At 32.3% G+C, this 26,677-nt stretch carries 28 protein-coding genes; 3 read left to right on the forward strand and 25 right to left on the reverse strand.

All coding sequences use genetic code 11. The features are described 5' to 3' along the window. Positions 1 to 81: 81 nt before the first annotated feature. Positions 82 to 1,185: a DNA-processing protein DprA gene (dprA, locus tag ACZ2G2_RS05330; RefSeq protein ID WP_090837265.1), complete on the reverse strand. Its 1,104-nt coding sequence runs from the start codon at positions 1,183 to 1,185 to the stop codon at positions 82 to 84. 106 nt (positions 1,186 to 1,291) lie between these two features. Between dprA and ACZ2G2_RS05335 the strand changes: the two genes are divergently transcribed. Together ACZ2G2_RS05335 and ACZ2G2_RS05340 are read left to right on the forward strand one after the other, a co-directional pair. Next, the gene (locus tag ACZ2G2_RS05335; protein WP_470394372.1) at positions 1,292 to 2,227 is read left to right on the forward strand and encodes an HU domain-containing protein; all 936 of its coding nucleotides are present in this window, start codon (positions 1,292 to 1,294) and stop codon (positions 2,225 to 2,227) included. A 137-nt stretch (positions 2,228 to 2,364) separates the two neighbouring features. Further along, positions 2,365 to 2,874 carry an acyl-CoA thioesterase gene (locus ACZ2G2_RS05340; RefSeq protein ID WP_090837261.1) on the forward strand — a complete coding sequence of 170 codons (510 nt, stop codon included), beginning with the start codon at positions 2,365 to 2,367 and terminating at the stop codon, positions 2,872 to 2,874. 66 nt (positions 2,875 to 2,940) lie between these two features. Here ACZ2G2_RS05340 and ACZ2G2_RS05345 read toward each other — a convergent pair whose 3' ends face one another. The 23 genes from ACZ2G2_RS05345 to ACZ2G2_RS05455 form a co-directional block, all read right to left on the reverse strand. Beyond that, the gene (locus ACZ2G2_RS05345; RefSeq protein WP_470394374.1) at positions 2,941 to 4,173 is read right to left on the reverse strand and encodes a murein hydrolase activator EnvC family protein; all 1,233 of its coding nucleotides are present in this window, start codon (positions 4,171 to 4,173) and stop codon (positions 2,941 to 2,943) included. A gap of 3 nt (positions 4,174 to 4,176) precedes the next feature. Beyond that, positions 4,177 to 4,956, reverse strand: coding sequence for a lipoprotein insertase outer membrane protein LolB1 (gene lolB1 / locus ACZ2G2_RS05350; protein ID WP_470394375.1), 780 nt, complete (start codon positions 4,954 to 4,956; stop codon positions 4,177 to 4,179). Next, entirely contained in the window at positions 4,956 to 6,320 is a 1,365-nt protein-coding gene (locus ACZ2G2_RS05355) for a tetratricopeptide repeat protein (RefSeq protein WP_090837256.1), read from the reverse strand. Before ACZ2G2_RS05355 ends, lolB1 begins: the two co-directional genes overlap by 1 nt. Positions 6,321 to 6,385: 65 nt before the next feature. Next, positions 6,386 to 7,408, reverse strand: a complete 1,023-nt coding sequence (locus ACZ2G2_RS05360; protein WP_470394377.1) for a sugar phosphate nucleotidyltransferase — start codon at positions 7,406 to 7,408, stop codon at positions 6,386 to 6,388. Between the two features lie 4 nt (positions 7,409 to 7,412). Next, positions 7,413 to 8,378, reverse strand: a complete 966-nt coding sequence (locus ACZ2G2_RS05365; protein ID WP_470394378.1) for a tetratricopeptide repeat protein — start codon at positions 8,376 to 8,378, stop codon at positions 7,413 to 7,415. 8 nt (positions 8,379 to 8,386) lie between these two features. After that, on the reverse strand, positions 8,387 to 8,821 hold the full coding sequence (gene dut / locus ACZ2G2_RS05370) for a dUTP diphosphatase (RefSeq protein ID WP_470394379.1): 435 nt from the start codon (positions 8,819 to 8,821) through the stop codon (positions 8,387 to 8,389). Between the two features lie 35 nt (positions 8,822 to 8,856). Continuing rightward, positions 8,857 to 10,284: an oligosaccharide flippase family protein gene (locus ACZ2G2_RS05375; protein ID WP_470394381.1), complete on the reverse strand. Its 1,428-nt coding sequence runs from the start codon at positions 10,282 to 10,284 to the stop codon at positions 8,857 to 8,859. A 64-nt stretch (positions 10,285 to 10,348) separates the two neighbouring features. After that, entirely contained in the window at positions 10,349 to 10,822 is a 474-nt protein-coding gene (locus tag ACZ2G2_RS05380; RefSeq protein ID WP_470394382.1) for a hypothetical protein, read from the reverse strand. A gap of 128 nt (positions 10,823 to 10,950) precedes the next feature. Further along, a complete protein-coding gene (gene atpG / locus ACZ2G2_RS05385; RefSeq protein ID WP_101202833.1) occupies positions 10,951 to 11,811 on the reverse strand; it encodes an ATP synthase F1 subunit gamma in 861 nt (286 codons plus the stop codon). Between the two features lie 94 nt (positions 11,812 to 11,905). Further along, positions 11,906 to 13,486, reverse strand: a complete 1,581-nt coding sequence (atpA, locus tag ACZ2G2_RS05390) for a F0F1 ATP synthase subunit alpha (protein WP_090837245.1) — start codon at positions 13,484 to 13,486, stop codon at positions 11,906 to 11,908. Between the two features lie 42 nt (positions 13,487 to 13,528). Next, positions 13,529 to 14,065, reverse strand: coding sequence for an ATP synthase F1 subunit delta (gene atpH, locus ACZ2G2_RS05395; protein ID WP_090837244.1), 537 nt, complete (start codon positions 14,063 to 14,065; stop codon positions 13,529 to 13,531). Between the two features lie 7 nt (positions 14,066 to 14,072). Next, positions 14,073 to 14,573 (reverse strand): F0F1 ATP synthase subunit B, encoded by a 501-nt coding sequence (locus tag ACZ2G2_RS05400; protein ID WP_090837242.1) that lies wholly within the window; start codon positions 14,571 to 14,573, stop codon positions 14,073 to 14,075. A gap of 92 nt (positions 14,574 to 14,665) precedes the next feature. Further along, complete coding sequence (atpE, locus tag ACZ2G2_RS05405) at positions 14,666 to 14,854, reverse strand: ATP synthase F0 subunit C (RefSeq protein ID WP_090837241.1); 189 nt, start codon at positions 14,852 to 14,854, stop codon at positions 14,666 to 14,668. A 40-nt stretch (positions 14,855 to 14,894) separates the two neighbouring features. Continuing rightward, positions 14,895 to 16,010, reverse strand: coding sequence for a F0F1 ATP synthase subunit A (gene atpB, locus ACZ2G2_RS05410; protein WP_470394384.1), 1,116 nt, complete (start codon positions 16,008 to 16,010; stop codon positions 14,895 to 14,897). Between the two features lie 135 nt (positions 16,011 to 16,145). Beyond that, positions 16,146 to 16,517, reverse strand: a complete 372-nt coding sequence (locus ACZ2G2_RS05415) for a DUF6168 family protein (RefSeq protein WP_090837237.1) — start codon at positions 16,515 to 16,517, stop codon at positions 16,146 to 16,148. Further along, positions 16,510 to 16,749, reverse strand: coding sequence for an AtpZ/AtpI family protein (locus tag ACZ2G2_RS05420; RefSeq protein WP_262496848.1), 240 nt, complete (start codon positions 16,747 to 16,749; stop codon positions 16,510 to 16,512). Before ACZ2G2_RS05420 ends, ACZ2G2_RS05415 begins: the two co-directional genes overlap by 8 nt. Beyond that, positions 16,721 to 17,107: a bactofilin family protein gene (locus ACZ2G2_RS05425; RefSeq protein ID WP_090837233.1), complete on the reverse strand. Its 387-nt coding sequence runs from the start codon at positions 17,105 to 17,107 to the stop codon at positions 16,721 to 16,723. Before ACZ2G2_RS05425 ends, ACZ2G2_RS05420 begins: the two co-directional genes overlap by 29 nt. A gap of 12 nt (positions 17,108 to 17,119) precedes the next feature. Continuing rightward, entirely contained in the window at positions 17,120 to 19,666 is a 2,547-nt protein-coding gene (gene porW, locus ACZ2G2_RS05430) for a type IX secretion system periplasmic lipoprotein PorW/SprE (protein ID WP_470394386.1), read from the reverse strand. Between the two features lie 123 nt (positions 19,667 to 19,789). Next, complete coding sequence (locus ACZ2G2_RS05435) at positions 19,790 to 20,500, reverse strand: ABC transporter ATP-binding protein (protein ID WP_470394388.1); 711 nt, start codon at positions 20,498 to 20,500, stop codon at positions 19,790 to 19,792. A 37-nt stretch (positions 20,501 to 20,537) separates the two neighbouring features. Next, positions 20,538 to 22,016 carry a DUF5687 family protein gene (locus ACZ2G2_RS05440; RefSeq protein WP_090837229.1) on the reverse strand — a complete coding sequence of 493 codons (1,479 nt, stop codon included), beginning with the start codon at positions 22,014 to 22,016 and terminating at the stop codon, positions 20,538 to 20,540. 53 nt (positions 22,017 to 22,069) lie between these two features. Beyond that, on the reverse strand, positions 22,070 to 22,759 hold the full coding sequence (locus ACZ2G2_RS05445; RefSeq protein WP_470394390.1) for a hypothetical protein: 690 nt from the start codon (positions 22,757 to 22,759) through the stop codon (positions 22,070 to 22,072). Positions 22,760 to 22,765: 6 nt separating this feature from the next. Continuing rightward, positions 22,766 to 23,446, reverse strand: a complete 681-nt coding sequence (locus tag ACZ2G2_RS05450) for a hypothetical protein (protein ID WP_470394391.1) — start codon at positions 23,444 to 23,446, stop codon at positions 22,766 to 22,768. 60 nt (positions 23,447 to 23,506) lie between these two features. Beyond that, on the reverse strand, positions 23,507 to 23,845 hold the full coding sequence (locus ACZ2G2_RS05455; RefSeq protein ID WP_090837221.1) for a PadR family transcriptional regulator: 339 nt from the start codon (positions 23,843 to 23,845) through the stop codon (positions 23,507 to 23,509). A 110-nt stretch (positions 23,846 to 23,955) separates the two neighbouring features. Here ACZ2G2_RS05455 and ACZ2G2_RS05460 point away from each other — a divergent pair, with 110 nt between their 5' ends. Beyond that, positions 23,956 to 25,011, forward strand: a complete 1,056-nt coding sequence (locus tag ACZ2G2_RS05460) for a 2Fe-2S iron-sulfur cluster-binding protein (protein ID WP_470394392.1) — start codon at positions 23,956 to 23,958, stop codon at positions 25,009 to 25,011. Between the two features lie 624 nt (positions 25,012 to 25,635). Here ACZ2G2_RS05460 and ACZ2G2_RS05465 read toward each other — a convergent pair. Next, positions 25,636 to 26,661: a glycosyltransferase family 9 protein gene (locus ACZ2G2_RS05465; protein WP_470394394.1), complete on the reverse strand. Its 1,026-nt coding sequence runs from the start codon at positions 26,659 to 26,661 to the stop codon at positions 25,636 to 25,638. Positions 26,662 to 26,677 lie beyond the last annotated feature (16 nt).

The following is a 26,677-nucleotide window of genomic DNA, read 5'->3' on the forward strand; positions in this document are numbered from 1 at the left end:
AATATTTGAAAGACAAACATAAACCAGAAACAAGTCAACATGAAATTTCCTACATTAACTACGTTATTAATCGACAAATAGTTAAATAACCTCAAACAACTTACCAGGAAGTGGTCTAATCACCCCTTTTAATTCCATATTAAGTAAAATGCCAGCTAATTTATACGTTGGCATTTTGCAATTAATAGCAATAGTATCCAACAGTTCCTTTTCTTTATCTTTTAGATAATTGTAAACCAATTTTTCATCTGGTTCCAACGCGATAAACAACTGTTTTTGCACTGGTGCTTTTTGCAAGTTTTCTAATTGCCAATTTAAGATATAAGGGACATCTAATGGTGTCGACAACAAATGGGCACGTTGCTGTTTTATTAAGTTATTACAACCAATACTTTGACTATCTGTAACACGTCCTGGCACAGCAAAAACGTCTCTATTATAAGAGTTTGCAATGTCTGCAGTAACTAGACTCCCGCCTTTTTCGGCAGACTCAATAACAATAGTTGCCTGACTTATTCCGGCTATAATGCGGTTTCGTTTTAAAAAATTATTCCGGTCAAAATTATCACTACTCCAAAAATCAGTAAAAAAACCACCGTTATTTTCTACTTCTGCGACATACTTTTTATGCACTTTAGGATAAATTTGATTTAAACCATGTGCTAAACACCCTATAGTTTGTAAATTATTTTTTACCGCAGCTTTGTGCGCTGTTATATCCGTACCGTAAGCAAAACCAGAAACAATAATAGGCTTATAAATAGCCAATTCTTCTACTAGTTTTTCGCAAAAAGCAATCCCCGATGTTGTTATTTTTCTTGCACCAACAATACTTATAATATGTTTGTTATTTAAATTAATGTTTCCGCTTTCAAATAATACTAATGGGCTATCAATACAATGCTTTAAATTTTCAGGATAGGTTTCGTCTGTAAAATGATGATGTTTTATGTTTTCATCCTTAATAAACTTTAACTCATTATCTGCTGCTTCCAAATGATTAGATTGGTAGAGTTCACTTAAAATAATTTCGCCTATACCATCAATTTTTAATAGGTTTTGTTTTTTTTCTTTAAAGACACCTTCTGCACTTCCGCAATGGTTAATTAGCTTTTTTGCTGTTGTATCTCCTATTTTAGAAACGTGTTGTAGGGCTAAATTGTACCGTAATTGATCGTCATTCATTGTTTATTGCACTGATTTTGAATCTACAAGAAAAGAAATTTAACTCTGTTAATAACTAATACCGTCAAAATTTTATTGGTTTTCAAAATTTTCTAACTTTGTTTCTATGCAATTAGAACATTACATAAGCGATTTATTATACAGATATGACTGTGTTACGATTCCAGAATTTGGGTCGTTTTTAACACAACGTCAATCTGCGCAAGTACATGATAATACCAATGCGTTTTATCCACCAAAAAAAACCTTGTCTTTTAACGAACAAATACAAACTAACGATGGGTTGTTAGTACGTTATATAGCAGATGTTGAAAAAATACCTTTTGAAACTGCTTTACAAAACTTATCTAAACGTGTTAAGTCTTTAAAGTCTTATTTAACGGAAGGTGAAACATTAAGTTTTGAAAACATTGGTGATTTAGTATTTAATGAAGCAGGTAAAATAGAGTTTAGCCCATCATACCATCTTAATTATTTAACGGATGCTTTTGGTTTGTCTCAATTTGTATCTCCTGCTGTTACTAGAGAAGTTTACAAAGAAGAAGTAGAAGCTATTGAAAAAGTAATACCACTTACTGTAACTCCAGAAAAGCGTAATAACAGATCATATTTAAAATATGCAGCTGTAGCAGTTGTTGCTTTAGGGTTATTTGGTTTTGGCTTTAACAACCATGTTAATAATGTAGACCAACACAATCAAATGGCGCAAGAAGAAGCTAATGCGCAATTAGATAGTAAAATACAAGAAGCTACTTTTGTAATTAGTAATCCATTACCTGCTATAACATTACATGTAAACAAGCAAAGTGGTAATTACCATATTGTAGCTGGTGCATTTAGAGAAGAAGAAAACTCTGATAAAAAAGTAGCACAATTACAAGACGAAGGATTTAAAGCACGTAAAATAGGTAAAAATAGACATGGACTACACCAAGTAGCTTATGCTAGTTATACGTCTAGAGAAGATGCTTTTAAAGCTTTAAACAGTATTAGAAAAGAACAAAACAAAGATGCTTGGTTGCTTATTAAAGCAATTGACTAAACCAAGTCCTTATTTTATATAAATTAACCTCAAAGATTTAAAAATCTTTGAGGTTTTTTATTTCTTAATAAATTGTAAAATCTGCAATCTAGATATTTAAATCCGCTTACCTTTGTGGCTGAAAAGAAAAAATTATGATGAACGCAAGAACTGCCGAACACTCTAGAACAGTAATGACCGATTTAGTTTTACCTAGTGAAACTAATCCTTTAAACAACCTTTTTGGTGGCGAGTTGCTAGCTAGAATGGATCGTGCTGCTAGTATTAGCGCTAGACGACACTCTAGACGTATTGTTGTAACCGCTTCTGTAAACCACGTCGCATTTAACAAAGCTGTCCCTTTAGGAAGTGTTGTAACTGTAGACGCTAAAGTCTCTAGAGCCTTTAAAAGCTCTATGGAAATATATATTGATGTATGGGTAGAAGACAGAGAGTCTGGAAATAGATCTAAAGCCAACGAAGCTATTTATACGTTTGTTGCTGTGGACGAAACCGGAACACCTGTTGCTGTACCCGAGTTAATACCTGAAACAGATTTAGAAAAAGAACGATACGCTGCTGCTTTAAGACGTAAACAATTAAGTTTACTATTAGCAGGAAAAATAAAACCAAACGATGCTACAGAGCTTAAAGCTTTGTTTGAATAGAAACTAAAAACCCAATGCAATGCATTGGGTTTTTTATTGTTTAATATACTGTAAAATACAATCCTGTTACATCTTATAAATCCATTCTGCAGGATTTACAGATTGATTATTTTTATATAAACTAAACCATAAAATAGTTTCGCCATCTCCATTGGTAAACACCTCTCCTATCTCTTGTTTAGAAACCACTTTGTCACCTGGTTTAACAGATATTTTCTTTAGGTTATGATACGCCGTAATATAATTACCATGCTTAATTAAAACCGTTGGATTTCCTCTTTTCTGAACTATAATTTTTAAAACTTCGCCTTTAAATACCGTTCTTACAATTGCATTTTCTTCGGTAGCAATACGCACACCAGTACTATTTATTGATAGTGATGCATCAGTAGGATGACGCTGCACACCATACCTTACTTTAACCAGACCTTTCTCTACAGGCCAAACTAACTTTCCTTTATTACTTAAAAAATCTGCTGCCAAAATTTTAGCCTCAGGTGTTAAAGCAAATGTTGTGGACGATTTAGCTGTAGTGTTTTTTGCGCCTGCTTTTTTGTTAGAATTAGCAATGGCTTCTTTAATAATACGGTCAATCTCACGATCAATCTCTCTAGCCTCTTTTTGCTTTTCTTTAATTTGTGCGGTATATTTATTTAGGTCCTTTTTAATAGAAGCCATGATAGTCTCATGCTGCTTCATATCTACTTCCAATGCTTTTTGCACCTCTCTGTTTTCTGCAATAAGTTTGTCTTTGTCCGCTTTTTGCTGGCCTAATTCTAAATTTAATGACTGCAATTTTAACGTCTTCTCTTTAATATTCTCGCCTTGTTCCTTTTGGTATTTAGAGTACTGATTCATGTACTGTAAACGTTTGTAGGCTTGTCTAAAATTATTAGACGATAGTAAAAACATCACACGACTTTGATTGCTTTTATTTTTGTAAGTATTACGGATTGTTTTTGCGTAATTATCCTTTAAAATAGTCAGCTCCTCTCTTAAACTAGAAATCTTCTTTTGATTGGTATTTATAGACCGTGTAATTAAATTAGCTTGTTGGTTTGTGACTTTAATTAGGTTACGTCTAACGCTTAATTTGTAATTAACATCCTCTATTAAAGACGTCTGACTTTTCTGTTTTGATTGATTTGAAAACAACAAATTATTAATTTGTTTAATCTGGTTTTTAATCTCTAAACGCTGTGCTTCTAGTTGATCTATTTTATTTTTTTGCGCTAAAGCGGAAGTACTGCCAAGCACTATAAAACAGAAAACTGGCAAAAGGAGTAAACGAAGCTTCATAAATTACAACTCTATTTTTTTATAACCAGAAGGAATAGTAAACGGAAAACGAATCTTCTCGTTTAGCTTAACCGATTTTAACTCAAGATTAATCTCTAGTTGTTCTTGGTCTTCTATAGCTAGTATTTTGGTTTGTTCAGGTATTGTTTTTTTATCTACTTCTTGATACGTTAAGTAATCAATATGTAAAATACGCTTTTCTTGAGGTTGCGATATTTCTTGAGAGTCCATTTTAAAATGACTTGGGTTTACAAATAAAAATAACTCAAACAACTCGCGTTGCTTTTTAGGTTGTAGTATATACGATTTATCGTTTGCAGATAGGTCGTATTTATCATCGTTTAAATCAAAAAGAGATTGACCTAATAACATATTTTGCACTTTATCAAAATCTAAATCTGTACCTAAAAGATCACTTAAATAAGCAAAATCGCCATCAAAATAAGTGTTGTCCCATTTGTTATAAAACGCTACTCTAGTTGGTGTAATTAACGCCCTAACAATACTAACAGGTGTGGACGTAATTATTATTTTTTTATCTTTTTCTATTTTCAGACTAACGGTATAATTTTGCGATTTTCCTTTTTGGATAACCTCTATTTTTAGTCTTGCTAATAACGTTGTAAAATCAATACCTGCTTTGGTGCTATTTTTAATAAGTTGTTTAGCGGTTAATTTAGTATTTATCTCTCCATTAGACACTACTGTTTTAACCCCTTTACAGCCAGTAAATATTACGGCTATAAGCAGTATTACAAAAGATATGCGGGTTTTTAATGCCATTAATTTGATCCTTCTAATTTGTTAGCTTTATCTGTAAACGTTTTTGCTTTAGATAAATTGTTGTTTGCGGTATAGGCTTTAGCTAATTGCTTATAAAAATCTATTTCCATTTTTGTGTCTTCAATAATATAATCTAATCCCATTTCTAGGCTATTAATAGCATCCTTTGGACGGTTTAAATAATTTAAAGCAACACCATTAGCTAAATACAAAACTGGCTGCGATGGAAATATCTCTAATCCTTCCGCACTTTTTTGTTCTGCTTGGGTAAACTGTTGTAAATCTATATGCAACAATATAATGTTTCGTAAAATACCAAAATTTTCTTCTTCCTTTTGAAGTGCTTCTTCGTAAAAATTAAGTGCTTTTTGCTTTTCGCCTTTAAGCAAATAATACTGCGCTAATTCGACTAAAGTCTTACCACTAGATTCAATTTTAGTCAACATAGATGTTACATCTACCAAGTCCTGCTCATATTGTTGGTTTTTAGCCACAAATTTGACAAAATCAGCCAACACCTTAATTTTAGATTCTGGATTGATCTGACTGCTTTGTAAAGCTATTTTCATGGATTTGATTGCTTTATCATTGCTACCTTCCTGAAGATAAAATTTATAAAGCGCTAAATGCACTAACTCTGACTTTGGATTAACTTCCAAAAGTTTTTTAGCAGTTTCAAATGCTTTTTTAAGTTCGCCACTTTCACTATAGCGATATATTAACCTTAAATAAGTGTCTTCAGAATCAGGATGCTTATCTACACGTTCTTCTAGATTTTCTATTTGATCCTTTTTTTGACCCGTAGCATTATAAATTCTGTTTCTTAAAATATCACGATCTTTAGTAATACCTAACTCCTCATCTAACTCGTCAAGTACTTTTAAGGCTTCTTTAAAATCGCCGGTTTGCATATAGATATTAGCTAAATCTTCTCTATAACTAGGATGATATTTTACTAATTGCTTAACCGTTTTAATGGCTTTTTTGTATTCTTTTTGCTGAATGTAAGTCGAGTATAACTCATCCAGAAACCACTCGTTATCCGGAATTTTACTGACAGCAATCTTAAGCGCATCTTCTGCTGCACCAAAGTTTTTTAGGTTATTATAATTTTTACCTAATTCAAAATACAAAATAGCATCAGAATCGTCCATCTCTATACACTCCAGTAAATTATCTACTGCGCGTTGGTAATTCTCAATCCCTTTTTGCTTTAAAGCTTCAAAAAAATGTTCTTGATATGCATCAGACACATCACCTAAATCGTCATCAGGTTTAGCATTTAAATCCTCTTGCGCACTACTAACTTGCGGAAACAAAAGTGTCCCGAAGCAAATAAGTACTATGTAAAATTGTCTTTTCATTTTTAAAGATTCTTCGCTATGCTCTTAATGACGTGGTTTACGTAATAGTCTGTAGTATTACATTATTATGATTCTAATACTGAGTAATCTCCGATACTAATTTTAGTGAATTTACCATCAAACTTAACATGATTACCAATCATAGCTTCGTCTAAATTAGCATTTTTTATAGTAGTATGGTTTTGTATTAGGCTATTTTTAACTGTTGAATCCTCTATAACACAGTTATTTCCAACAGATACAAATGGTCCAATGGTTGTATTTTTAAGCACTACGTTTTCGCCAATATAACAAGGCTCTATAATTGTTGAATTTGTATTATTAACAGTAGATGCTATTAATTGCTCTTCTCCATCTGCTTTCAAAAATCCTAACATGCGTTGGTTAGTTTCTAAGGTTATGGCTTTATTACCACAATCCATCCACTCACTAACTACTCCTGTTTTAAAGACTTTACCTTCAGCCATCATACCTTTAATACCATCGTTAATTTGGTATTCTCCACCATGTATAATATTATTATCTAACACGATTTGAAGTTGGTCCTTAAGTTGGCTTACCTCTTTAAAATAATAAATACCGATAACTGCTAAATCGCTAACAAACTGTTCTGGTTTTTCTACCAGTTCTATAATTTCTTTTTGATCATTTAATTTAACAACACCATAGGCTTCTGGCTGCTCTACTTGTTTAGCCCAAATAACTGCATCCGCGTCTGGATCTAAATTAAAATCAGCCCTAATTAACGTATCTGCATATGCAATTACTGCTGGACCAGATAATGAGTCCTTTGCACACATTATTGCATGACCTGTCCCTAAAGGTTGGTCTTGTCTGTAAATAGATGCTTTGGCACCTAAACCTGCTGCTAACGCTTTTAAACTAGCCACAACATCCTCTCCAAACCAAGCTGGATCGCCTAAAACAAAAGCAATCTCTGTAATTGGTTGATTTAAAACTTTAGCAATATCTTTTACCAAACGGTGTACAATTGGTTGTCCTGCTACTGGAATTAATGGTTTTGGTACTGTTAAACTATGTGGTCTTAGACGAGATCCTCGTCCTGCCATAGGTACTATTATTTTCATATTATTAGTCTTCTGAAATTTGAATTTTATATTTTTTTGCTATTCTATTGAAAGCATCTACTTTTCCTTGATTTTCTAACTCTGTATACAGTATTGAAATAAATTTCTCTGCATCTTTTATATAAGGTGAGTTTATTTTTTGATACAATAAATAAGCTTGCATCATATTATCTAAGGCATTTTCCATATCGTTATCTAACGCATAAATCCTACCTAAACCAAAATAAGTTTCAGGATTGTTTTCAAAAACCTTACCATATTGTCGATATGCTTTTTTTGCTTTATCAAATTGCTTTAAATAACCATAAGCTACCGCTATATTCATTAAAGGCATACCTCCTTTTGGGTCAATCCTTAAAGATTTTTTATAACACTTTATAGCCTCTTTGTAGTTTCCTAATTCTCTATACGTACGTCCTAGATTATCCCAAGCAAAAGCAAATGTTTTATCTTCTTTAACTGCTTTTTTATAGAGGCTGATTGCTTTTTTATAATTTTGATTATCAAAAGCAACCAATCCTTGGTTATAAAAATCCATTGCCTTGTCTTTATCAGAATAGGAATTTTCTGTCGTTTCGTCTTCTGCAAAATAAACCGTTTCCATATCCCCGCAAGTTTCTAAAAGATACGCTTCAATCTCTTCATAATCTGAATCAGAAACTAGTGAAATATTTAAATTATCCGATGGTATTATTAGCGAATCAATTTTTGAAATATCTTCCAATTGCCTTAAGGTATCACTTACTTTTTCAGACATCTCGGACATTGACTTACTTAACTGCCACGCCATATTAGCAGACGTAATGCATGATTTTATTTGTTCGCTTTTCTCTTCAGTACTTAGATTTGTTTGAATCTTACCAATACAATCACAAGCATCATAAGCAACATCAACTATTTTCTCTGAGTTATCTTGTGCAAATCCAATGCTACTTATTAATAGCGCTATTAGTAATGTAATTGGTTTCATATTTGGTTTTATTTAGTTCCTGTACTTCCAAAGCCACCTTCACCCCTAGAGGTCTCAGATAATGTTTCTACTTCTAGCCATTCTGCACGCTCATGTTTAGCAATTACAAGTTGTGCGATGCGTTCTCCATTTTGAATAGTAAACATTGTATTAGATAGATTAACAAGAATCACACCAATCTCTCCTCTGTAATCAGCATCCACCGTTCCAGGTGCATTTAATACTGTTACTCCGTTTTTTGCTGCTAGACCACTTCTTGGTCTAACTTGCGCTTCAAAACCTATTGGTAACTCTATAAATAAGCCTGTTTTAACGATTGTACGTTCTAATGGCTGCAATTGTATTGCTTCTGTTATATTGGCTCTTAAATCTAATCCTGCAGACGCTACGGTTTCATAGTGTGGCAATGCATGACTGGACTTATTTATTATTTTAATTTGCATAATTATATTGAATTTGCTCTGTAGTACAGAACCGTTTAATTACTTTTTAATAATCGTATTATTTCTTTTTTTTCAAAAAGAGCTATTAGTCCCAAAAATACTAAAACTAATATAGTATTTATATAATAATTAGCGTCGGTACTTAAAGCAACTAGAGACAATACTATTGCAATGGATAAATAGCCAAGAATCTGTTTTAGATTATAAGGTACTGGATAGTGTTTTTGACCTAAAAGATAAGACAAAACCATCATAGTTCCATACGCCGCCAATGTTACCCAAGCTGCTGCCATAAAACCAAATTTTGGTATCAAAATTAAATTGAAACTGATGGTTACAATTGCACCAATAATTGACAAATACATACCGTACCTAGTCTTATCCGTCAACTTATACCAAATACCTAAGTTAAAATAAATACCTAAACATAAATTGGCAAGCAATACGATAGGAACAATCTGCATCGCTTCCCAATAACTTGAATCTTTTACCAACCACGCTTTAAAAATGTCTAAATAAGCAATTATAAATACTAACATTAGACTACCTGCAATTACAAAATACTTCATTATTAACGCATAGGTCTGTTTTGCGTTTTTCTCTTTGGCATGAGAAAAGAAAAAAGGCTCTGCTCCTAAACGGAAAGCTTGTATAAAAATGGTCATAAATACTGCTATTTTATAACAACCACTATAAGCACCATTAATATCCTTATCTAGTAAGTGAGGAATAATCCATTTGTCAAAATTTTCGTTAACCACATAGGCTAAACCTGCAACCATAATAGGCCATCCATAGCTAAGTAGTTGCTTAAATATTGTTTTGCTAAACTGTAATTTTACTTTAAAGAAATAAGGTATAAGTAATACAAAAGTAACTGCACTAGCCGCCAAATTAGAAATAAATATATACTGTACTAAATTGGACGGATTGTAATTAGGGAAGTTTATACCAAACTTTGGAATAGCCCAAAAGAAAAAATAATTTAGCACTACAAAAATAACGATATTACTAAGCTTAACAGCAGCAAAGCGAAGTGGTCGTCCTGTTGCACGTAAGTAAGCAAAAGGCGCGACTACCAATACATCTAAAACCAAAATACCAATTAATAAATTAAAATACGTTTGATTTAAATCTAACCAATTTGATAAATGAGAACTAAAACACAATACCACAACAAAAAACGTGATTGTAGAAACTATTAAACTAATAAACGTGGTAGAAAAAATTTTGTCCTTTTCTTGAGATTTACTAAAAAATCTAAAAAAAGCGGTCTCCATACCGTAAGTCAACAATACATTAAAAAAAGAGGCATAGACATAAAACTCTGTCGTATCTGAATAGCTAACTGTTTCTAATTTACCTGTGTGTAGTCTGACCAAAAGGATATTCATCAGACGAGGTAAAACCGTAGCTAAACCATAAATTATTGTGTCTTTAAAAAACTTTTTTAGAACGCTCAATGTGTTTTATAATTTGAATTAAAAGAGTCTGTTTGTAACCAAAAAAATAAAGGCTAAATACTAGTTATTGCTTATTACGGTTTCTTGGTGGCGCACTTGGATATTGTTGCATTTGTTTTTCAACAATATTATCTATTTTAAAATACTTGGTTATACCATTTTCTATATAACTAATTACTGCTTGATTATCATTTAACTCAAAAGGCATTTCTGTAGTACTAGCTTTAAAATCTTCCCTTTGATTGGTTTCTGTAATTATACGTCCCATAAACAAACTACCATTACTTGGTTGTGATTGCAATATTACTTTTTGTCCTCTAAAATATAAGCTATCTAATTTTACAGACTGTAATGCTGTTGTCACAGGAATAAATACATTTATACCGGAACCACCACCTTCAATACCTGCAATCCATTTTTTGTAATACGCCTTACTAGTTTTAAAGGGCGCGTCTTGCTCTAATTTTTGAGCAGAACTACACTGTACAAAAAACAAACTGGCTAAAACAGAAACACTTAAATATTTAAAAAATTGCATGATAAATTATATTTAGTATAAAGGTACTTAATCAAAACGTATTCCATAAAAAAACCTTATTCAAATTGAATAAGGTTTTAATCAAATTATAAAATAAAACACTTAGTATACTATGTGCTCCTATTATCTTAGTTATTTAATGCTTCTGCACCACCAACAATCTCAAGGATCTCATTAGTAATAGAGGCTTGACGAGCTTTGTTGTAAGTTAACTTAAGTTGATCTCTTAACTCAGTAGCATTATCTGTTGCCTTGTGCATTGCTGTCATACGCGCACCATGCTCTGAAGCAAAACTATCTCTTATACCTTTGTATAATTGAGTCTTAAGTGACTTTGGTATTAACTCCTCAATAATTTCTAGCTTAGATGGCTCAAAGATATAATCAGAATTAGCTTCTACTTCACCTTCCATTGGAATAATTGGTAAAAACTGCTCAGTCATTACTATTTGAGTTGCTGCATTTTTAAATTTATTGTAAACGATTTCAATTTTATCAAATTCGCCTTCACTAAATTTATTCATTAACATCTCTGCAATATCAGCAACGTTATTGAATGTTAAATCATCAAATATTCTGCTTTGATTTTCGATAACAAGTCCCTTTTTAGAAAATGCATCGTTAGACTTTTTTCCTATTGCTAAAACAGATACTTTTTTACCTGCATACACATTAGAAATCAAGTTTTGTGTTTGCTTAATAATGTTAGAATTAAAAGCACCACATAAACCTCTATTAGAAGTTATAGATACAATTAATACATTATTAACGTCGCGTTGTTCAGCAAATTTACTTCCTGCATCTTCATCTAAAGTTGCACTTAAACTTTGTAAAAGCTCAGTTAACTTGTCCGAATAAGGTCGCATTGCTGTAATAGCATCTTGAGCTTTTTTCAATTTAGCAGCAGATACCATTTTCATGGCACTAGTAATCTGCATCGTTGAAGATACTGAAGCTATTCTGTTACGTATTTCTTTTAAATTAGCCATTTTTATTATCCTAAGTCCTTTCCTAAAAAAGGACTTTTTAAAATGTTATACTTTACAAACTCTCGTTTCTCTTTAAAAAGAGATAGGAAGAATACTATGCTCTATACTTAGCAGATAATTCCTTAGCAACAACTGTTAACACATCTGTAACTTCATCTGTTAATTTTCCAGCTTTTAAACTATCTAATATATTTCTATGTTTAGCATTTAAAAACTCTAAATAATCACGTTGAAATTCTTTAACTTTTTCAACAGGAACATCTTTTAATAAGTTTTTAGAACCAGCATAAATAATTGCTACTTGATCTTCAACTTTAAAAGGATCGTTTTGTGCTTGCTTTAAAATCTCAACATTACGTTTTCCTTTGTTGATTACATTTAAAGTAACTGCATCTAAATCTGAACCAAACTTAGCGAAAGCTTCAAGCTCACGGTATTGTGCTTGATCAAGTTTTAAAGTACCAGACACCTTTTTCATTGATTTAATCTGTGCATTACCTCCAACACGAGATACAGAAATACCTACGTTAATTGCTGGACGAACACCAGAGTTAAATAAATCTCCATCTAAGAAAATTTGCCCATCTGTAATAGAAATTACGTTAGTAGGGATATATGCCGAAACGTCTCCTGCTTGTGTTTCAATAATTGGCAAAGCAGTAAGAGAACCACCACCTTTTACGATTGGTTTTAATGAATCTGGTAAATCATTCATCTCTCTTGCAATTGCATCATTATTAATGATTTTTGCAGAACGTTCTAATAATCTTGAGTGTAAATAAAATACATCTCCAGGATACGCCTCACGTCCCGGTGGACGTCTTAATAATAAAGATACCTCACGGTAAGCAACTGCTTGCTTTGATAAATCATCAAATACAATTAAAGCTGGTCTACCAGTATCTCTAAAATATTCTCCAATAGATGCTCCTGTAAACGGTGCATATACCTGCATTGCTGCTGGATCTGATGCGTTAGCTGCTACTATCGTAGTATACGCTAATGCTCCTTTTTCTTCTAATGTTTTAGCAATAAGTGCTACTGTTGCAGCCTTTTGACCAATTGCAACATATATACAATATACAGGTTCTCCTGCATCGTAAAATTCTTTTTGATTTAAGATAGCATCAATACAAACTGCAGTTTTACCTGTTTGTCTGTCACCAATAACTAACTCACGTTGTCCTCTACCAACTGGGATCATAGCATCAATAGCTTTAATTCCTGTTTGTAATGGCTCTGTTACTGGCTCTCTGTAGATAACTCCTGGTGCTTTACGCTCTAGAGGCATCTCATAAGTTGTTCCAGTAATTGGTCCTTTACCATCAATTGGGTTACCTAGTGTATCTACAACACGTCCAACAATACCTTCACCTACTTTAACAGATGCGATACGATTAGTACGTTTTACTGTAGATCCTTCTCTAACTCCTACTGAAGTTCCTAAAAGTACAATACCTACATTATCTTCTTCAAGGTTAAGTACGATACCTTCTAATCCACCGTCGAATTCTACTAATTCACCATATTGTGCGTTAGCTAATCCGTAAGCTCGTACAATACCATCACCTACTGTTAATACTGTTCCAACCTCGTCTAATGAAGCGCTAGCTTCAAAACCTGAAAGTTGTTGTTTTAAGATTGCTGATACTTCAGCTGGTTTTACTTCTGCCATCTTTATTGATATTTAGACCCTTCGACAAACTCAGGGTAAGTCTTAGTTTATTGTAAATTCTCTTTTTAACTTGCTTAATTGGTCAGCGATACTAGCATTATACTGTGTATCTCCAACTCTTAGAATAAAACCACCTAAAATGCTTTCATCTACTATATTTTTAATTGCTGCCTCTTTACCTGTAAGCTCCTTAACTTTTGCTAAAACTTTAGCTTCTAAAGCTTCTGTTAAAGGCACCGCTGTAGTAACGGTTGCAATTTGACTACCTTTTTGTTGCTCAAACAAAGTTATAAACTTTGAGGCTACATGTGGTAATAGGTCTACACGCTTATTAGTAATTAAAGTATCTATTAAATTAACCGTTGCCTGGTTAATACCTTTAAAAATTTCTAATAACGCTGATTTTTTAATACTTGCACTAATTACAGGACTGTAAAGCATGTCTTTTAAGTCTTTACTTTGCGCTACTGTATTATTTATTAGCTCCATGTCAGTATTTACAGCCTCAGCTATATTATTATCTGTAGCTAAACTTAAAACCGCTTTTGCGTAACGTATTGCTGCTCTTTCTCCTGCCATGTTTTGACTAGTTTAATTTAGCATCATTTAACATAGACTCTACTAATTGTAGTTGTTTGTCTTTGTTAGATAATTCTTGACCTACTACTTTTTCTGCAATTTGTAAAGATAAACCTGCAACATGACCTTTTAATTCTGCCATAGCTGCTTTCTTTTCGCTTTCAATAGCAGCTTGTGCTTGAGCAATCATATTGTTTGCTTGTGCTTGAGCTTCCGTTTTAGCGTCTTCAATCATTTTATTCTTTAATTCTCTTGCTTCTTTAAGCATAGACTCACGTTCTGCACGTGCTTCTTTTAATAACTTCTCGTTATCTGCTTGAAGATTTTGCATTTCTAACTTAGCATTTTCAGCTGAGTCTAATGCATTTTGTATACCGTCTTCACGAGTTTGTAAAGCGTCTAGAATAGGCTTCCATGCAAATTTTCTCATTAATATAATTAATATTAATAAGATAACACCTTGCATTACAAACAAGCCTACTGAAAAATCGTTTAATAAAGTTTCCATACTATATAGATTACTATAATTGTCTTTTTGTTTAATTTAAAACAGTTTCTGCAACCAACCGTTGCAGAAAGCTGTTTCTTTTTGTTTTAGGATTATGCTCCTAAGATTAACGCACCGAATGCTAAACCTTCTAATAAGGCTCCGATAATGATCATTGCAGTTTGGATTTTTCCAGCTGCTTCAGGTTGACGAGCAATACCTTCCATTGCTTTTCCTCCAATTTGACCTAATCCGATTCCTCCACCGATTACGATTAACCCTGCTCCAATTAAATTGTACATACTAATTTGGTTTTATAAATATTAATTAAACAAATTCTTGTTAGTGATGATCGTCGTGTTCTTCGACTGCCATTCCTATAAATAACGATGATAACATCGTGAAAATAAACGCTTGTAAAAAGGCTACTAAAATTTCAATAACCGAAATAAATAATGCTAACACTAAAGACATCCCTGTTGATCCAACAGCTCCAAATGATTCTTTCATTGTTATCATTAATGCTATTAAGCTCATTACAACAAAGTGACCTGCTGTCATGTTTGCAAATAAACGAACTAATAATGAGAAAGGTTTAATTAAAATAAAACCTACTAACTCTATTACTGCTAATATTGGACGTAAAATTACAGGTACACCTGGCATCCATAATGTGTGCTTCCAAAAATCTTTACTTGCACTAAATAAATATATAACTGCTGTGAAAATTGCTAAACATGCTGTTACTGCGATCTGACCTGTAACATTAAATCCTATTGGTGTTAATCCTAATAAGTTTAAGATCCAGATAAAGAAAAATACAGTTAGTAAAAACCCCATAAATTTACGGTATTTTTTCTCTCCAATATTTGGCTTTGCAATATCATCTCTTACATATATTACTAAAGGCTCTAAAACTCTACTAATACCTTTTGGTACTGAATGTCCTTTTTTATACCCTCTTGCTAATGCACTAAAACCTAATAACATTAAAACTCCAGTTAATAACATTCCAACTACAGATTTTGTGATTGAAAAATCTATAACTTTATGTGCATTTGTTGGATGATGTTTCTCATCAAAAGCTAATGTTGTTGCTCCTGCATCCAACTCGTATATTTTACTGTGTAGTTTTACTAAACGTGTATCTCCTTTAGTTACAATTTCGCTTCCACTATCATCATGATGAAAAGCAGAAGACATAAATGTTTTTAAACCATCTTTAGTCCAAACGATAACTGGTAATGGAAAACTATAATGCGTTCCAGACTCATTATGAGTGAAAAAGTGAAAATCGTGAGAATCTTTTAAGTGATGTTTGATATACTCCTTAATTTCTTGAGCAGTGTTCACTTGATTCCCTGGTTCTTGTTTAGTATCGTCTCCATAAGAAGAGACTGAAAATAACATTAGAACTAATATTGTTATAAAATTGATAGATTTTTTTGCCAACATCATACTTTTTGTAACTAATAAATTTATGGTCTGTAAATTTTGTGCAAATGTAAGTAATAATTTAAAAAGGTAAACGCTTTTTTTAATTAGATTTTTTTTATGTCCAACCTTATCGCTATAACACTATACTTCACACACTTACTTGCTTTTTAATAATTTGGCAATACAAGCTGTTTCTACTATTAAAAACAAAAAAAACGGTATTACTAAGCCTAAACGATCTGTTAAGGTCAAATCTTTGATTGAAAAGATGGTGCTTTTAAATAATAATATAAAAGTTCCTATTTTTAAAAACATCAATGTAAGATAAGCTGTCCCTATTTGATTAGGCATTTTATCGTGTATAATCTCGATACCTAAATAGACTATTAAAACAGCAATCCCATGAAAGATATAAAGCTTTTGTAAAGAGTACGGTACGTTATCGTCCGTTAAGTAGCTTTGAAGATTATAGGCTACTACTAATATTACAAGTATTGAAGCAACGACATATAAAATACGTTTATTCATTTTTGTTTTTTTGATTGTTAGTGATTTTTATAACTTGTTTGATTACCGCATACATGGCTATAAACACAGCTATTAATGTTATTGTTTTAAAATAAAATTGATTGTCGCTACCATAATTAGTATCCAACCAACTACCCAATAGACTTCCTAACCAAATGGTAATTCCCATTTGGAAGGCTATTGAAGTAAACCTAATATAAGGATTAAGCTGTTTTTTTGGTTTTCGAGCCACTATTTAGATCTTTTACAGTGGTTTTCATAACGCAAGACACATTAAAAGTTGCCCCAGGCTCTACCGCTAATTTCTGAGTAATTACATCCCCTTCGATATACGCTGTAGATTTTAACGTAAGTGTTTCTGTAAGCTCTAAAGTACCGGTAAGTTTACCTTCAAAATACGCATTACTACACTTTAATTTTCCTATTATTTCTCCTTCTTTACCAATAACAACTTTTCCAGAAGTTTCTATATTACCTTCTATTGTACCGTCAACTCTTATATCACCATCACTAAAAAAGTCTCCTACTATTTTTGTGCCTTTTGCTATTATATTTTGAATAGAAAACTGCTCTTGCTGCTTGTTTTTCATTTTAAAGGGAAATTATTTAATTGCTAAATATTCGTTTAGATTTTTATGTATTTGAAGCGTCTTATAGTTATCAGACGAAATTCCAAAATAAGGTCTGCTAATTTTATACTTATCCTCTGCTTTCAATATATCTGCAAAGCCTTTTGCGCCTTCAACACTTTTTAAACCATGCACAACAACAAATGTTGTTTCTGCATTAAATATATCTACAGACGTTGACATATTATAATACGTAATTTTTTGCGTTACCTCATCCAAAATCTCTTTGAAGCTACTAATAGCCTCTAACTCATTGTTACTAAACTGAAACACGACTTTAAACTTAGTAGACTCAGTATCTGGTTTAAACGTTTTATCACTAACCGATTTTAAGCTAGCTATAATAGATTGCGCCTGAATGGCTTCTTCTGTATTAGCAAATGTTAAAGCAACATCGTTAAGCCCATCAATATAGGCTTGATATCCGTTTAATCTTCCCTCTGCAGTCGCTTTAAGCAATGCAAATTTAGGAACCATACCATCACCATCAAAAAAGGACATGTACTTTTTAGAACGCGTAATGACTTGCTGGTATTCTTGTCCTTCTAATAACTTATAAGTGTCTTCATATAAACTTTCCGGACTACTATCATCTCTTGTTGCTGCTAATTCTGGGTTTTTCAAAATCTCAGCATATCTAGAATTTGCATGATTAGCAATAATGTCTGCTTTAGCAATAGAGGCCTCATCATTTTGTCCTAAGATCTCGTAAATCTTAAACAAATTATATTTTGATGGCAAGACTAATTTCTCTTCTGGATTACTATCTAATAAGTTTAAAAATTTACTTTTAGACAAGTTATACTCTTTAAACTTCTCTTTATAGATTAACCCTAATTGGTAATACGCGTAATTACGATCTTTTTTAATGCTGTCTAACTCTTTTTCTGTTGAAGGTAGTTGCGACATATAAAAGTCAGGATTTAATAACACATTATCTTCATCCTCCAATGCAGATACATCTAAATCCGATTGATTAGCAAATCCTCCTGCTCTAGCAGAAGACCATCTCCAATTGTCTTCGTTTTTACGATCACCCCAAATACGTGAAAATTCGTTTTTACCGTAAGCAACAGTACTTGGATTATAAAAATAAAAATTAGAACCCGCTCCTGGCAATCCTCCTCTTGGTGTGATAGCGTTATTAAACAGATTATCATTTGTTGCTAATCCATTTCTGCGCGCTTCTGTTTCTAATTTTTCTTTTGCTGCTTCTAAGCGCTGTTTTAATGTATTGGTGTAGTCTGTAAAAAATGCTAAACGTTCTGCCTCCGGCATTTTTACTAGTCTAAGAATACTGTCATTAACCTCAGCAATACCTTCGTAATAAATAACATCATCTAAGTTTTCGCGTTTACGCTTAATAGTACGGAATGGCTTACTGTTTTCTACCATGCTTGTCATTGTACTATCAAAGTACGCACCTGCAAATTTGTAGTTATTTCTATCAAAGTAAAAATCTCCTAAAGTCTCATAGTTTTTAGCAACTAAAATTCTATCCTTAGATTTTTCTCTTAAAGACTTATTGTAATACGCAACCGCTAAAGAATCTGATTTATTAGCTAAATGATACTCGCCAATCTGGTGATAAATCTTATCTAAATATGGACGATTTTCTCTATCTTTTTCTAACTTACTTAAGTGCTTTAAAAATGCTATTTTATCGCCTTTATCGTAATCAAAGTTTTTTGCTTTTTCTATTTGAGCCGCCATTAAGTAACGACGTGGGATTTTTCGGTTTAAGTCAATAACCTCATCAAATGCAAGGTTAGCACTGTCTTTATAAGTTAGCACATTGTAAAGTTGTCCTTTTATAAAGTTGAAACGTCCTTTTTCGTCGTTGACTTTAGTTGCTTTTGACGCAATTTTAATTTGCGTTAATGCGCTGTCTAAAGACTTTGTGTTAATATAAGCTTGTGCTAAGATTGAAGTCGCATCTGCTAATTCTTGTCCTTCTAACTCTTCTTGCTCGATAAGACGTTTAAGATTTGTAATAGCCAGCTCGTCATTTTCTAAACGCATGTTGGTTTTTTCTCTCCATACCTTTGCAGTGTTAATCTTATCTGACGCTGGATATTTGTAAAGGATGTAGTTAAAAGCTTCTAATGCTGGCACAAAACGTTGATCAAAATATCTTGCTTCTCCTAACAATAAATAAGCTTCGTCAATTTGCGGGTTATATTCTTTACCCTGAATATTCATTCCGTGTTTCTGAATTGCTTTTACTGCTTTTTCTTCTGCTTTTGTAAAATCTTGATTTTTTGATTGACCAGGTAATACAATCTCTTCACTAACTTGCATACGCTCTACCGGTAAAATCTCCCAATAGTTGTCCTTATAGTCGTTGTTTAGATTATCTCGACCTTGTTTTAAGGCTTCAAAACCATTAAACAAAGCGTTATATTCTGCAGTAACTGCATGAAAACTACGATTTATGAAGCTGTTTTTTTTTCTTGAACAACTAGTGACTGTTGCTAAGATTAATCCCGAAACTATACAAATTTTTAATGCTATCTTCAATGCGGTTGTATTTTGTGTAATACATAACTAAATAATGCAGAAAATAGTATTAATACAGACTGCAAGTCCGTAAAAATAAGCATCTTTTTTACTTTTTTCGAAAAAATGAACTGAAACTTACTTTTAAGCCACGTCTACCGCACCAGAAAAGTGTGCTTCTAATTCTTTTAAAGTAGCCTCACTAGTTTGTATATCCTTAATTACGTGCCCCTTATCTAACACAACAATACGCTCGCACACATCTGTAACATGCATTAAATCATGACTAGATACCAACACTGTTACGCCTTTTGTCTCCGCTAAATCTTTAATAATTTCTTTTAATCTAATTTGTGTTGTTGGATCTAAATTAGCAAAAGGTTCGTCTAAAATAATCACTTCAGGATTACCTATAAGCGCAGCAACAATACCTGCCTTTTTCTGGTTTCCTTTACTCAAATCACGAAGATATTTTTTCTGACCAAGAATTTCGTCATGAAAGAAATCTGCAAACTGAGCCACTAAATTATCTACATCTTGCTTGTTTTGACCACGCAAATCACCGATAAAATAAAAGTATTCTTCTGGGGTTAAATAGCCTATCAAAAAACTTTCGTCTATAAATGCAGAAGTAAACGGTTTCCAGTCTTCACTTTGACTAACTAGAATACCATTATTTTTAATATCACCTGTTGTTGGTCTTATTAAATCTAAAAGCAAACTAAAATAGGTTGTTTTTCCTGCTCCATTATTACCTACAAGCCCAAAACTTTGACCTTTAGGAATGTCTAAACTAGAAATATTTAATACTTCTTTTCCGCTATATTTTTTTGAAAGATTTGTTGTTGTTATCATGATGTAGTAGTTGTAAAGGTTGATTTAATTGAATTGATTAATTGTCTTCATTAAAAGCTTTGACCATCTCATATTTAGAAGCCAAGTACTTTTTGGTAATAAAGCGCATTGTTTTTTGATGAAATATAATACCTATTAATCCTAAAGCTATTAGTGCAGAAATACCTGCATAAAAACCTACAAAATAGGTTAACGATCCAAAAATGGCTAGCGGAATTAATAACAACGGAATACCAATAATCCATTGTACTGCTCCAGTCCCTTGGTAGTTAAAAGCTGCACGTTGGTTTAGGTCTATTTTTTTTCGATTAAAAGACCCACCAAGCATAATTACGTAAGTATTAATACCAATATTATAGACGGCTGCTGCAAAATGTGCAACTAAGATTTTCCATCCAAAATACACATACGGTATACTTAACACAAACATGATAATAACGCTTAACATCATTAAGGTGTATTTAGATTTTAAATACTGCTCATACTTGATGTTCTGGCTCATTAACATTTTGTAATACCCACTATCCCATGCCGGAATAAATTGCCCAAAGTTAATTAAGAAAATACCCGTTACAAACACACCTATAAAACCATACATAATTGGCATATCTCTGTACATTGGCTGTGGGTAAAAAAACAATCCATACAAAAGTCCAATTACCAAAATAAAGACTGCAGATCTTGGACGTTTATTACGCCAGATTAGTTTTAAATCTAGTTGCATAAATGGTGCAACCTCTCCGAAACGTTTAGTCCAACCTAAATCTGAAGTCGTGACTTCCTTTATTTTTGTTTTAAGTGAATTGTCTAAGTATAATTTTTTGATTAGTATTTTATGATTAAAAACAAATAACCCAATTAATATGGCCAAAAGCACCAATAAATACAAAGGATTATTAGTAATAGCTAACATGGCTGATGATAATAAGTCAGCAAAATTGACAATATTAAAATGGTTTAACCCAAATAATGCTCCTGCAAAAAGTATGATTGGAAGGAATGAAAACTCTGTATCTGCCGAAAAACTTTCAATAATAAAATTTAAAAAATTATTAATCAACGTTAGTAATAGCATCGCTAACAACCATGTAATAACTCTAGTAACATCGTAATCCTTAGTTATTAAAACAATACTAAATGGCACAATTGCAAATAAAGGCAGAAAGTTAAAAAAAGATAACGCAGACTTACCTAAAACATAATTAACTACTGTACGCCTTTTAATTGGCACGGTTAATAAAGGTTTTACGCTCATAACTGGTAGTTTTTGCAAGAAAAAGCGTAGCATTAAATCTGCTAAAAACCAGAAAAACAATAATGTATTGACCACCACAAAAGGATCTTTGTCTGGAAACGTATTTTTAAGCGCTGGATAAATAAAAACACCTAAAGACAAAAAAACAGCTATAAAATATAAGGCGAAAAACCCCATCAATATTTTTATAGCTAAGCCTTTACCAAAGTTGGAAGACCGTATAAAAGATTTCCATTCTAGACTTAAAAATTTACTAATCATAGTGGTTAATGTTTGGTTGGTTTAATAGATAAGTATACAAATGTGTAAAAATGTTACAAACAAAATTCTGGATAGGTTTCGTTTAAAAGCTGTTCTGCTTTGTTTGGAATCACTTCAAAACTAATATACATCCAAAGACAAAACAGTGTAGAAAAAATAGACACACCTAATAAAGCATAAGGATTATCTAAAAAATGATTAGAAAAATTATACCATTGTGGTAATTGGGATAACAGTATTATGGCAGATCCACCTGCTTGTCTAAATATTATTTCTTCTAACATCCATTTTTTATTGGACAATGCTTTACGCTGTTTAAATTGTCTGTTTAACTGTGTGCTTTTATAGATTGTAAAAACACATATTATTACAAAAAGACCAATTAAAAACGATTTTGCAAAAATGGTAGACAACCCTAAATAAATACCAAAAAATAAAGCTAGCGTAGTAATTAATTTAGGAAACGTAAACCATTGCTTAAGTTCTGTCCATAAGTATTTAAAGTAGCGTTTATTCATTGCTTTTTGACGACGTTCTAGAACGTCCATAAAACCAAAGACTCCAAATTTTTTGAAAGCTTTATCTCTAGCATCTTCAAAAGATAAGTTGGTTTCTGTTTGCCAAACAGACTCAATATCGTTAGCTAAGTGATCTACTAATTCGGTTTGTAAATCGTAATGCTCCACGTAATGTTGCCTTGTAAAGGCGTATAGGTTTTCTATTTGAGGTGGGCTTAACTTCATATTAAATTATACTGCTATTTTATATTGATAATACAATGCTTTTTGGTCTTTATAAATTCGATTCGAGATCACCTCCAAAGCCACGCAGAATAAAAAAGCCAAAACCCATAAAACTGTAAAAAAAATATAATTCTCACCTTCAAATAATTTCTCACTAAAAAGTGTGTATCCAAGTTGAAAAAAAATTGCAATATTACATACAATCATAGAAATCTGTTTGATCGCATTTAACGCCAAATGTTTCTTTCCATCTATCCTATCCCTCTTAAAAATAAAGAAAAACAGCCTAAAACTAAAAAGAAATAAAACTATAGTTAACCCATCATAAAACCACATTTTATCATCAATTAATTGGTAAGTTTTGATTAGAAAATAAATCAAAAACAATGACAAAATAATTTTTGGGAAAGTGAAGAAAGACACTAAATAATTAAACACTCTTTTATAATAGTTTTTATTTAGCTGATTCGTTTTACTGGTAATTAACGGTCTAAAACCTTTTGTTCCAAATGCTAATTTCGCTTTTGTCACCGCTACTTCAAAAGCAATTTCAGGATTATCTTCCAAAATCTGAGCAGTTGCATCAACCAAGTGGTCAACTAATTCGATTTTTAAATCAAACCATTCTATACCACTTTTTTCAACGTAGGTATCTATATATTGTATTTGGTCTATCGTTAATTTCATTAAAAATTTGCTGTTTTATATTGATTATACAATGCTTTTTGGCCCTTACTTAACTTCATATTAATCTAAACTAAATTTAGGACTCATAAAAGTCTCCATCGTTTTAATATAATCCTTAAGTTCTTCCAATTTACTAACCGTTTCTTTATTACCTTTTTCGGTAAGTTTGTAGTATTTACGCAAACGGTTATCTACTTTTTTAACTTCGACATCCAACAACCCTTCGGCCTCTAACTTATGTAACGCAGGATACAGAGCACCTTCGGTAATATTAAGTTCACCTTTAGTAATTGCTTTCACTTTTTGCGTCATTTCGTAACCATACATTTTTTCGCTTTCATTTAAAAGCTTTAAAATAATAGTGGTCAGACTACCCTTATATAATTTTGAATTTGCCATATTACAAACATACATAATTTTCTTATGCATAATAAACTTATGTATTAATTTTTTTCTAAACAGCGGGCAAAACGGTAAAGCTTCATTATTTTTACATAAAAATTAAAACCATGTCTCAATTTAATACACTAACTATTTCGGATATCACACGTCAAACAGACCAATGTGTTACTTTGACTTTTAATGTACCAGACCACTTAAAACAAGACTACGCGTTTAAAGCTGGACAATATATTACACTAAAAACTAAAATTAATGATGCAGAAGTAAGACGTGATTACTCATTATGTTCTTCTCCGTCAAGCGGAAAACTTACCGTTGCAGTTAAAGCAGTACCAAACGGAACCTTTAGTACTTACGCTAACAACAGTTTAAAAGTTGGAGACACTTTAGACGTTGCAAAACCTCAAGGTCGTTTTGTTTTTGAACCAAAACCTACAGAAGAACGTACCATTGCAGCCTTTGCTGCCGGAAGTGGTATTACACCAATATTAAGTATTGCAAAAACAGTTTTAGAACAAGAACCTAAAAGTCACTTTGTACTGGTATATGGTAACAAAACACAAAATGACACCATATTTTTAGAAGAATTACTAGCCCTACACCATAAATATGTAGATCGTTTTTACATTCAGTTTTTATACAGCCAATCTCAAGAAGAGAATGCCTTATTTGGACGTATCGAAAAAAGTACAGTTAACTTAATTGTTAAAAACAAATACAAACATGTTACCATAGATAACTTTTACCTTTGTGGACCAGAAGCTATGATTAACACTGTAAAAGAGGTGTTAATTGAAAATGATATTGCCAAAAGCAGTATTCATTTTGAATTATTTACAGCCGCTACACAAGCAACAACTGAGACTGTAAACACAAGTGAAGGCAACTCTGAAATTACGGTTACTGTAGATGATGAGTCTGAAACGTTTATCATGTCGCAAAAACAAACCATACTTGAAGCTGCATTAAAACAAGACTTAGATGCACCATATTCTTGCCAAGGCGGTGTATGTAGTAGTTGTATTGCTAGAGTTGTGGATGGTAAAGCAGTTATGAGACAAAACAACATATTAACAGATGCAGAAGTTGCAGAAGGTTTAATACTTACTTGTCAAGCGCATCCTACAACACCTACTTTAACTGTAGATTATGACGACGTATAATACACAATTATGCAGTTAGTCGATTTTAAATGATTTTAATCGAAAGCACTTTAAAACCGACCTTCAAAAAATAGAATAAGTAGTCAATCCCATAGATTTGTATCAGATTATAACACTAAAATTTGTTAGTTTAAGGGATAATATTAATTTGATATTAGTAGTTAAAATCAGAAGCCTCAATTTATATTGAGGCTTTTTTTTGTGTCTTATATTTACAATAATAAAATTCCGTCCACTTGACCATTATTTTATCCTCTACTTCAATATCAGCAATACAAACCAATATATAAGATCAATAAAAAAAACGTAATTACGCAGGCAAGGACTTTATATAACATTTTAATTTATACTAGACAATCTAGTATTGAATTAGCATTCAATAAGTGTTTAAATCGTGGTAGTAATTTATTTTTGAATAGAAAACAATCAAAAAACAGCTATTCAACCTTTTTAATAGCTTTTAATCGAAAGCACTTTAAAACCGACCTTCAATAAAGACGATAAGCAGAACATCGGCTACATTTGTAACAGATTATAACGCTAAAATTTGTTAGTTTAAGGGATAATATTAATTTCATATTAGTAGTTAAAATCAAAAAGCCTCAATGTAAATTGAGGCTTTTTTTATGCTTTTAACACCGCTTTTACTCGGTCTATAATTTGCGACGGTTGTATCGTCCCAGCTACCATTTTATAGTCTTCGGGATATTTATTACCATAAATAGAAGTTGGCAATTTTGGATAGACTTCTATATCTGGCACTACATTATTAGCATCTGGTTGGCTAAACGCACCAAAACCAGCATACGGATGTGTCACCCCCCAAATAGTAACCACGTTTACACCTAGCATAGCTGCTAAATGCGCGTTACCAGAATCCATACTAATCATAACGTCCAAATTAGAGATTAAATCCAACTCTTGGTTTAATCCATATTGTCCAGCGACATTAATAACGCTTTGATTATCTACCAACAATGTATCTAGCTGTGCTTTATCAGCCTTGCCCCCAAATAAAAAAACAATGTAATCTTTCTGTAAATCCGCAATAACAGTCTTCATTTGCTCCAAAGGATACATTTTAGACGCGTATTGAGCAAAAGGCGCAATACCAATCCATTGTTTCCTGTTTTGCGTATCAACAGCTTCTAAAATAGTTTTCGGAATGGCTTTCTTATCAGAAAACTCAGGGTTACTTAAGTCCAATTTAAACCCTAAAGCCTCAAAAACATCCGCATAACGTTGGTGGGTGCTTTTTAAAGGTGCAAATAAATCACCAGAAACCAATGCTTTTTTCTCGTTACGACCTTTATCCAACTGTTTTACAGTTTTCCCTATTAAAAACAACTTTAATATTTTTGTTCTTAACACATTGTGCAAGTCAGCAACAGCATCCACCTTTAGCTTACGTATTGCTTTTGACAATTTAAAAAGTCCCAAAACACCTTTATGCTGGTCTTTTAAATCTATAGCAAACACCTCAACATTTTTTAAATCTCTAAAAAAAGGCGCAAAAAAAGGACGTGTTAAAACTGTTAATTTAACATCAGGATATTGCTTATTAAAAGCGCGTAACACAGGTACAGTCATAGCAACGTCTCCCATTGCTGAGAGACGAATGACTAAAATATGTTTTAGTGTTTTTGACATCTAGAAACGTCTTATA

This window comes from Olleya sp. KKT75, assembly GCF_055635485.1.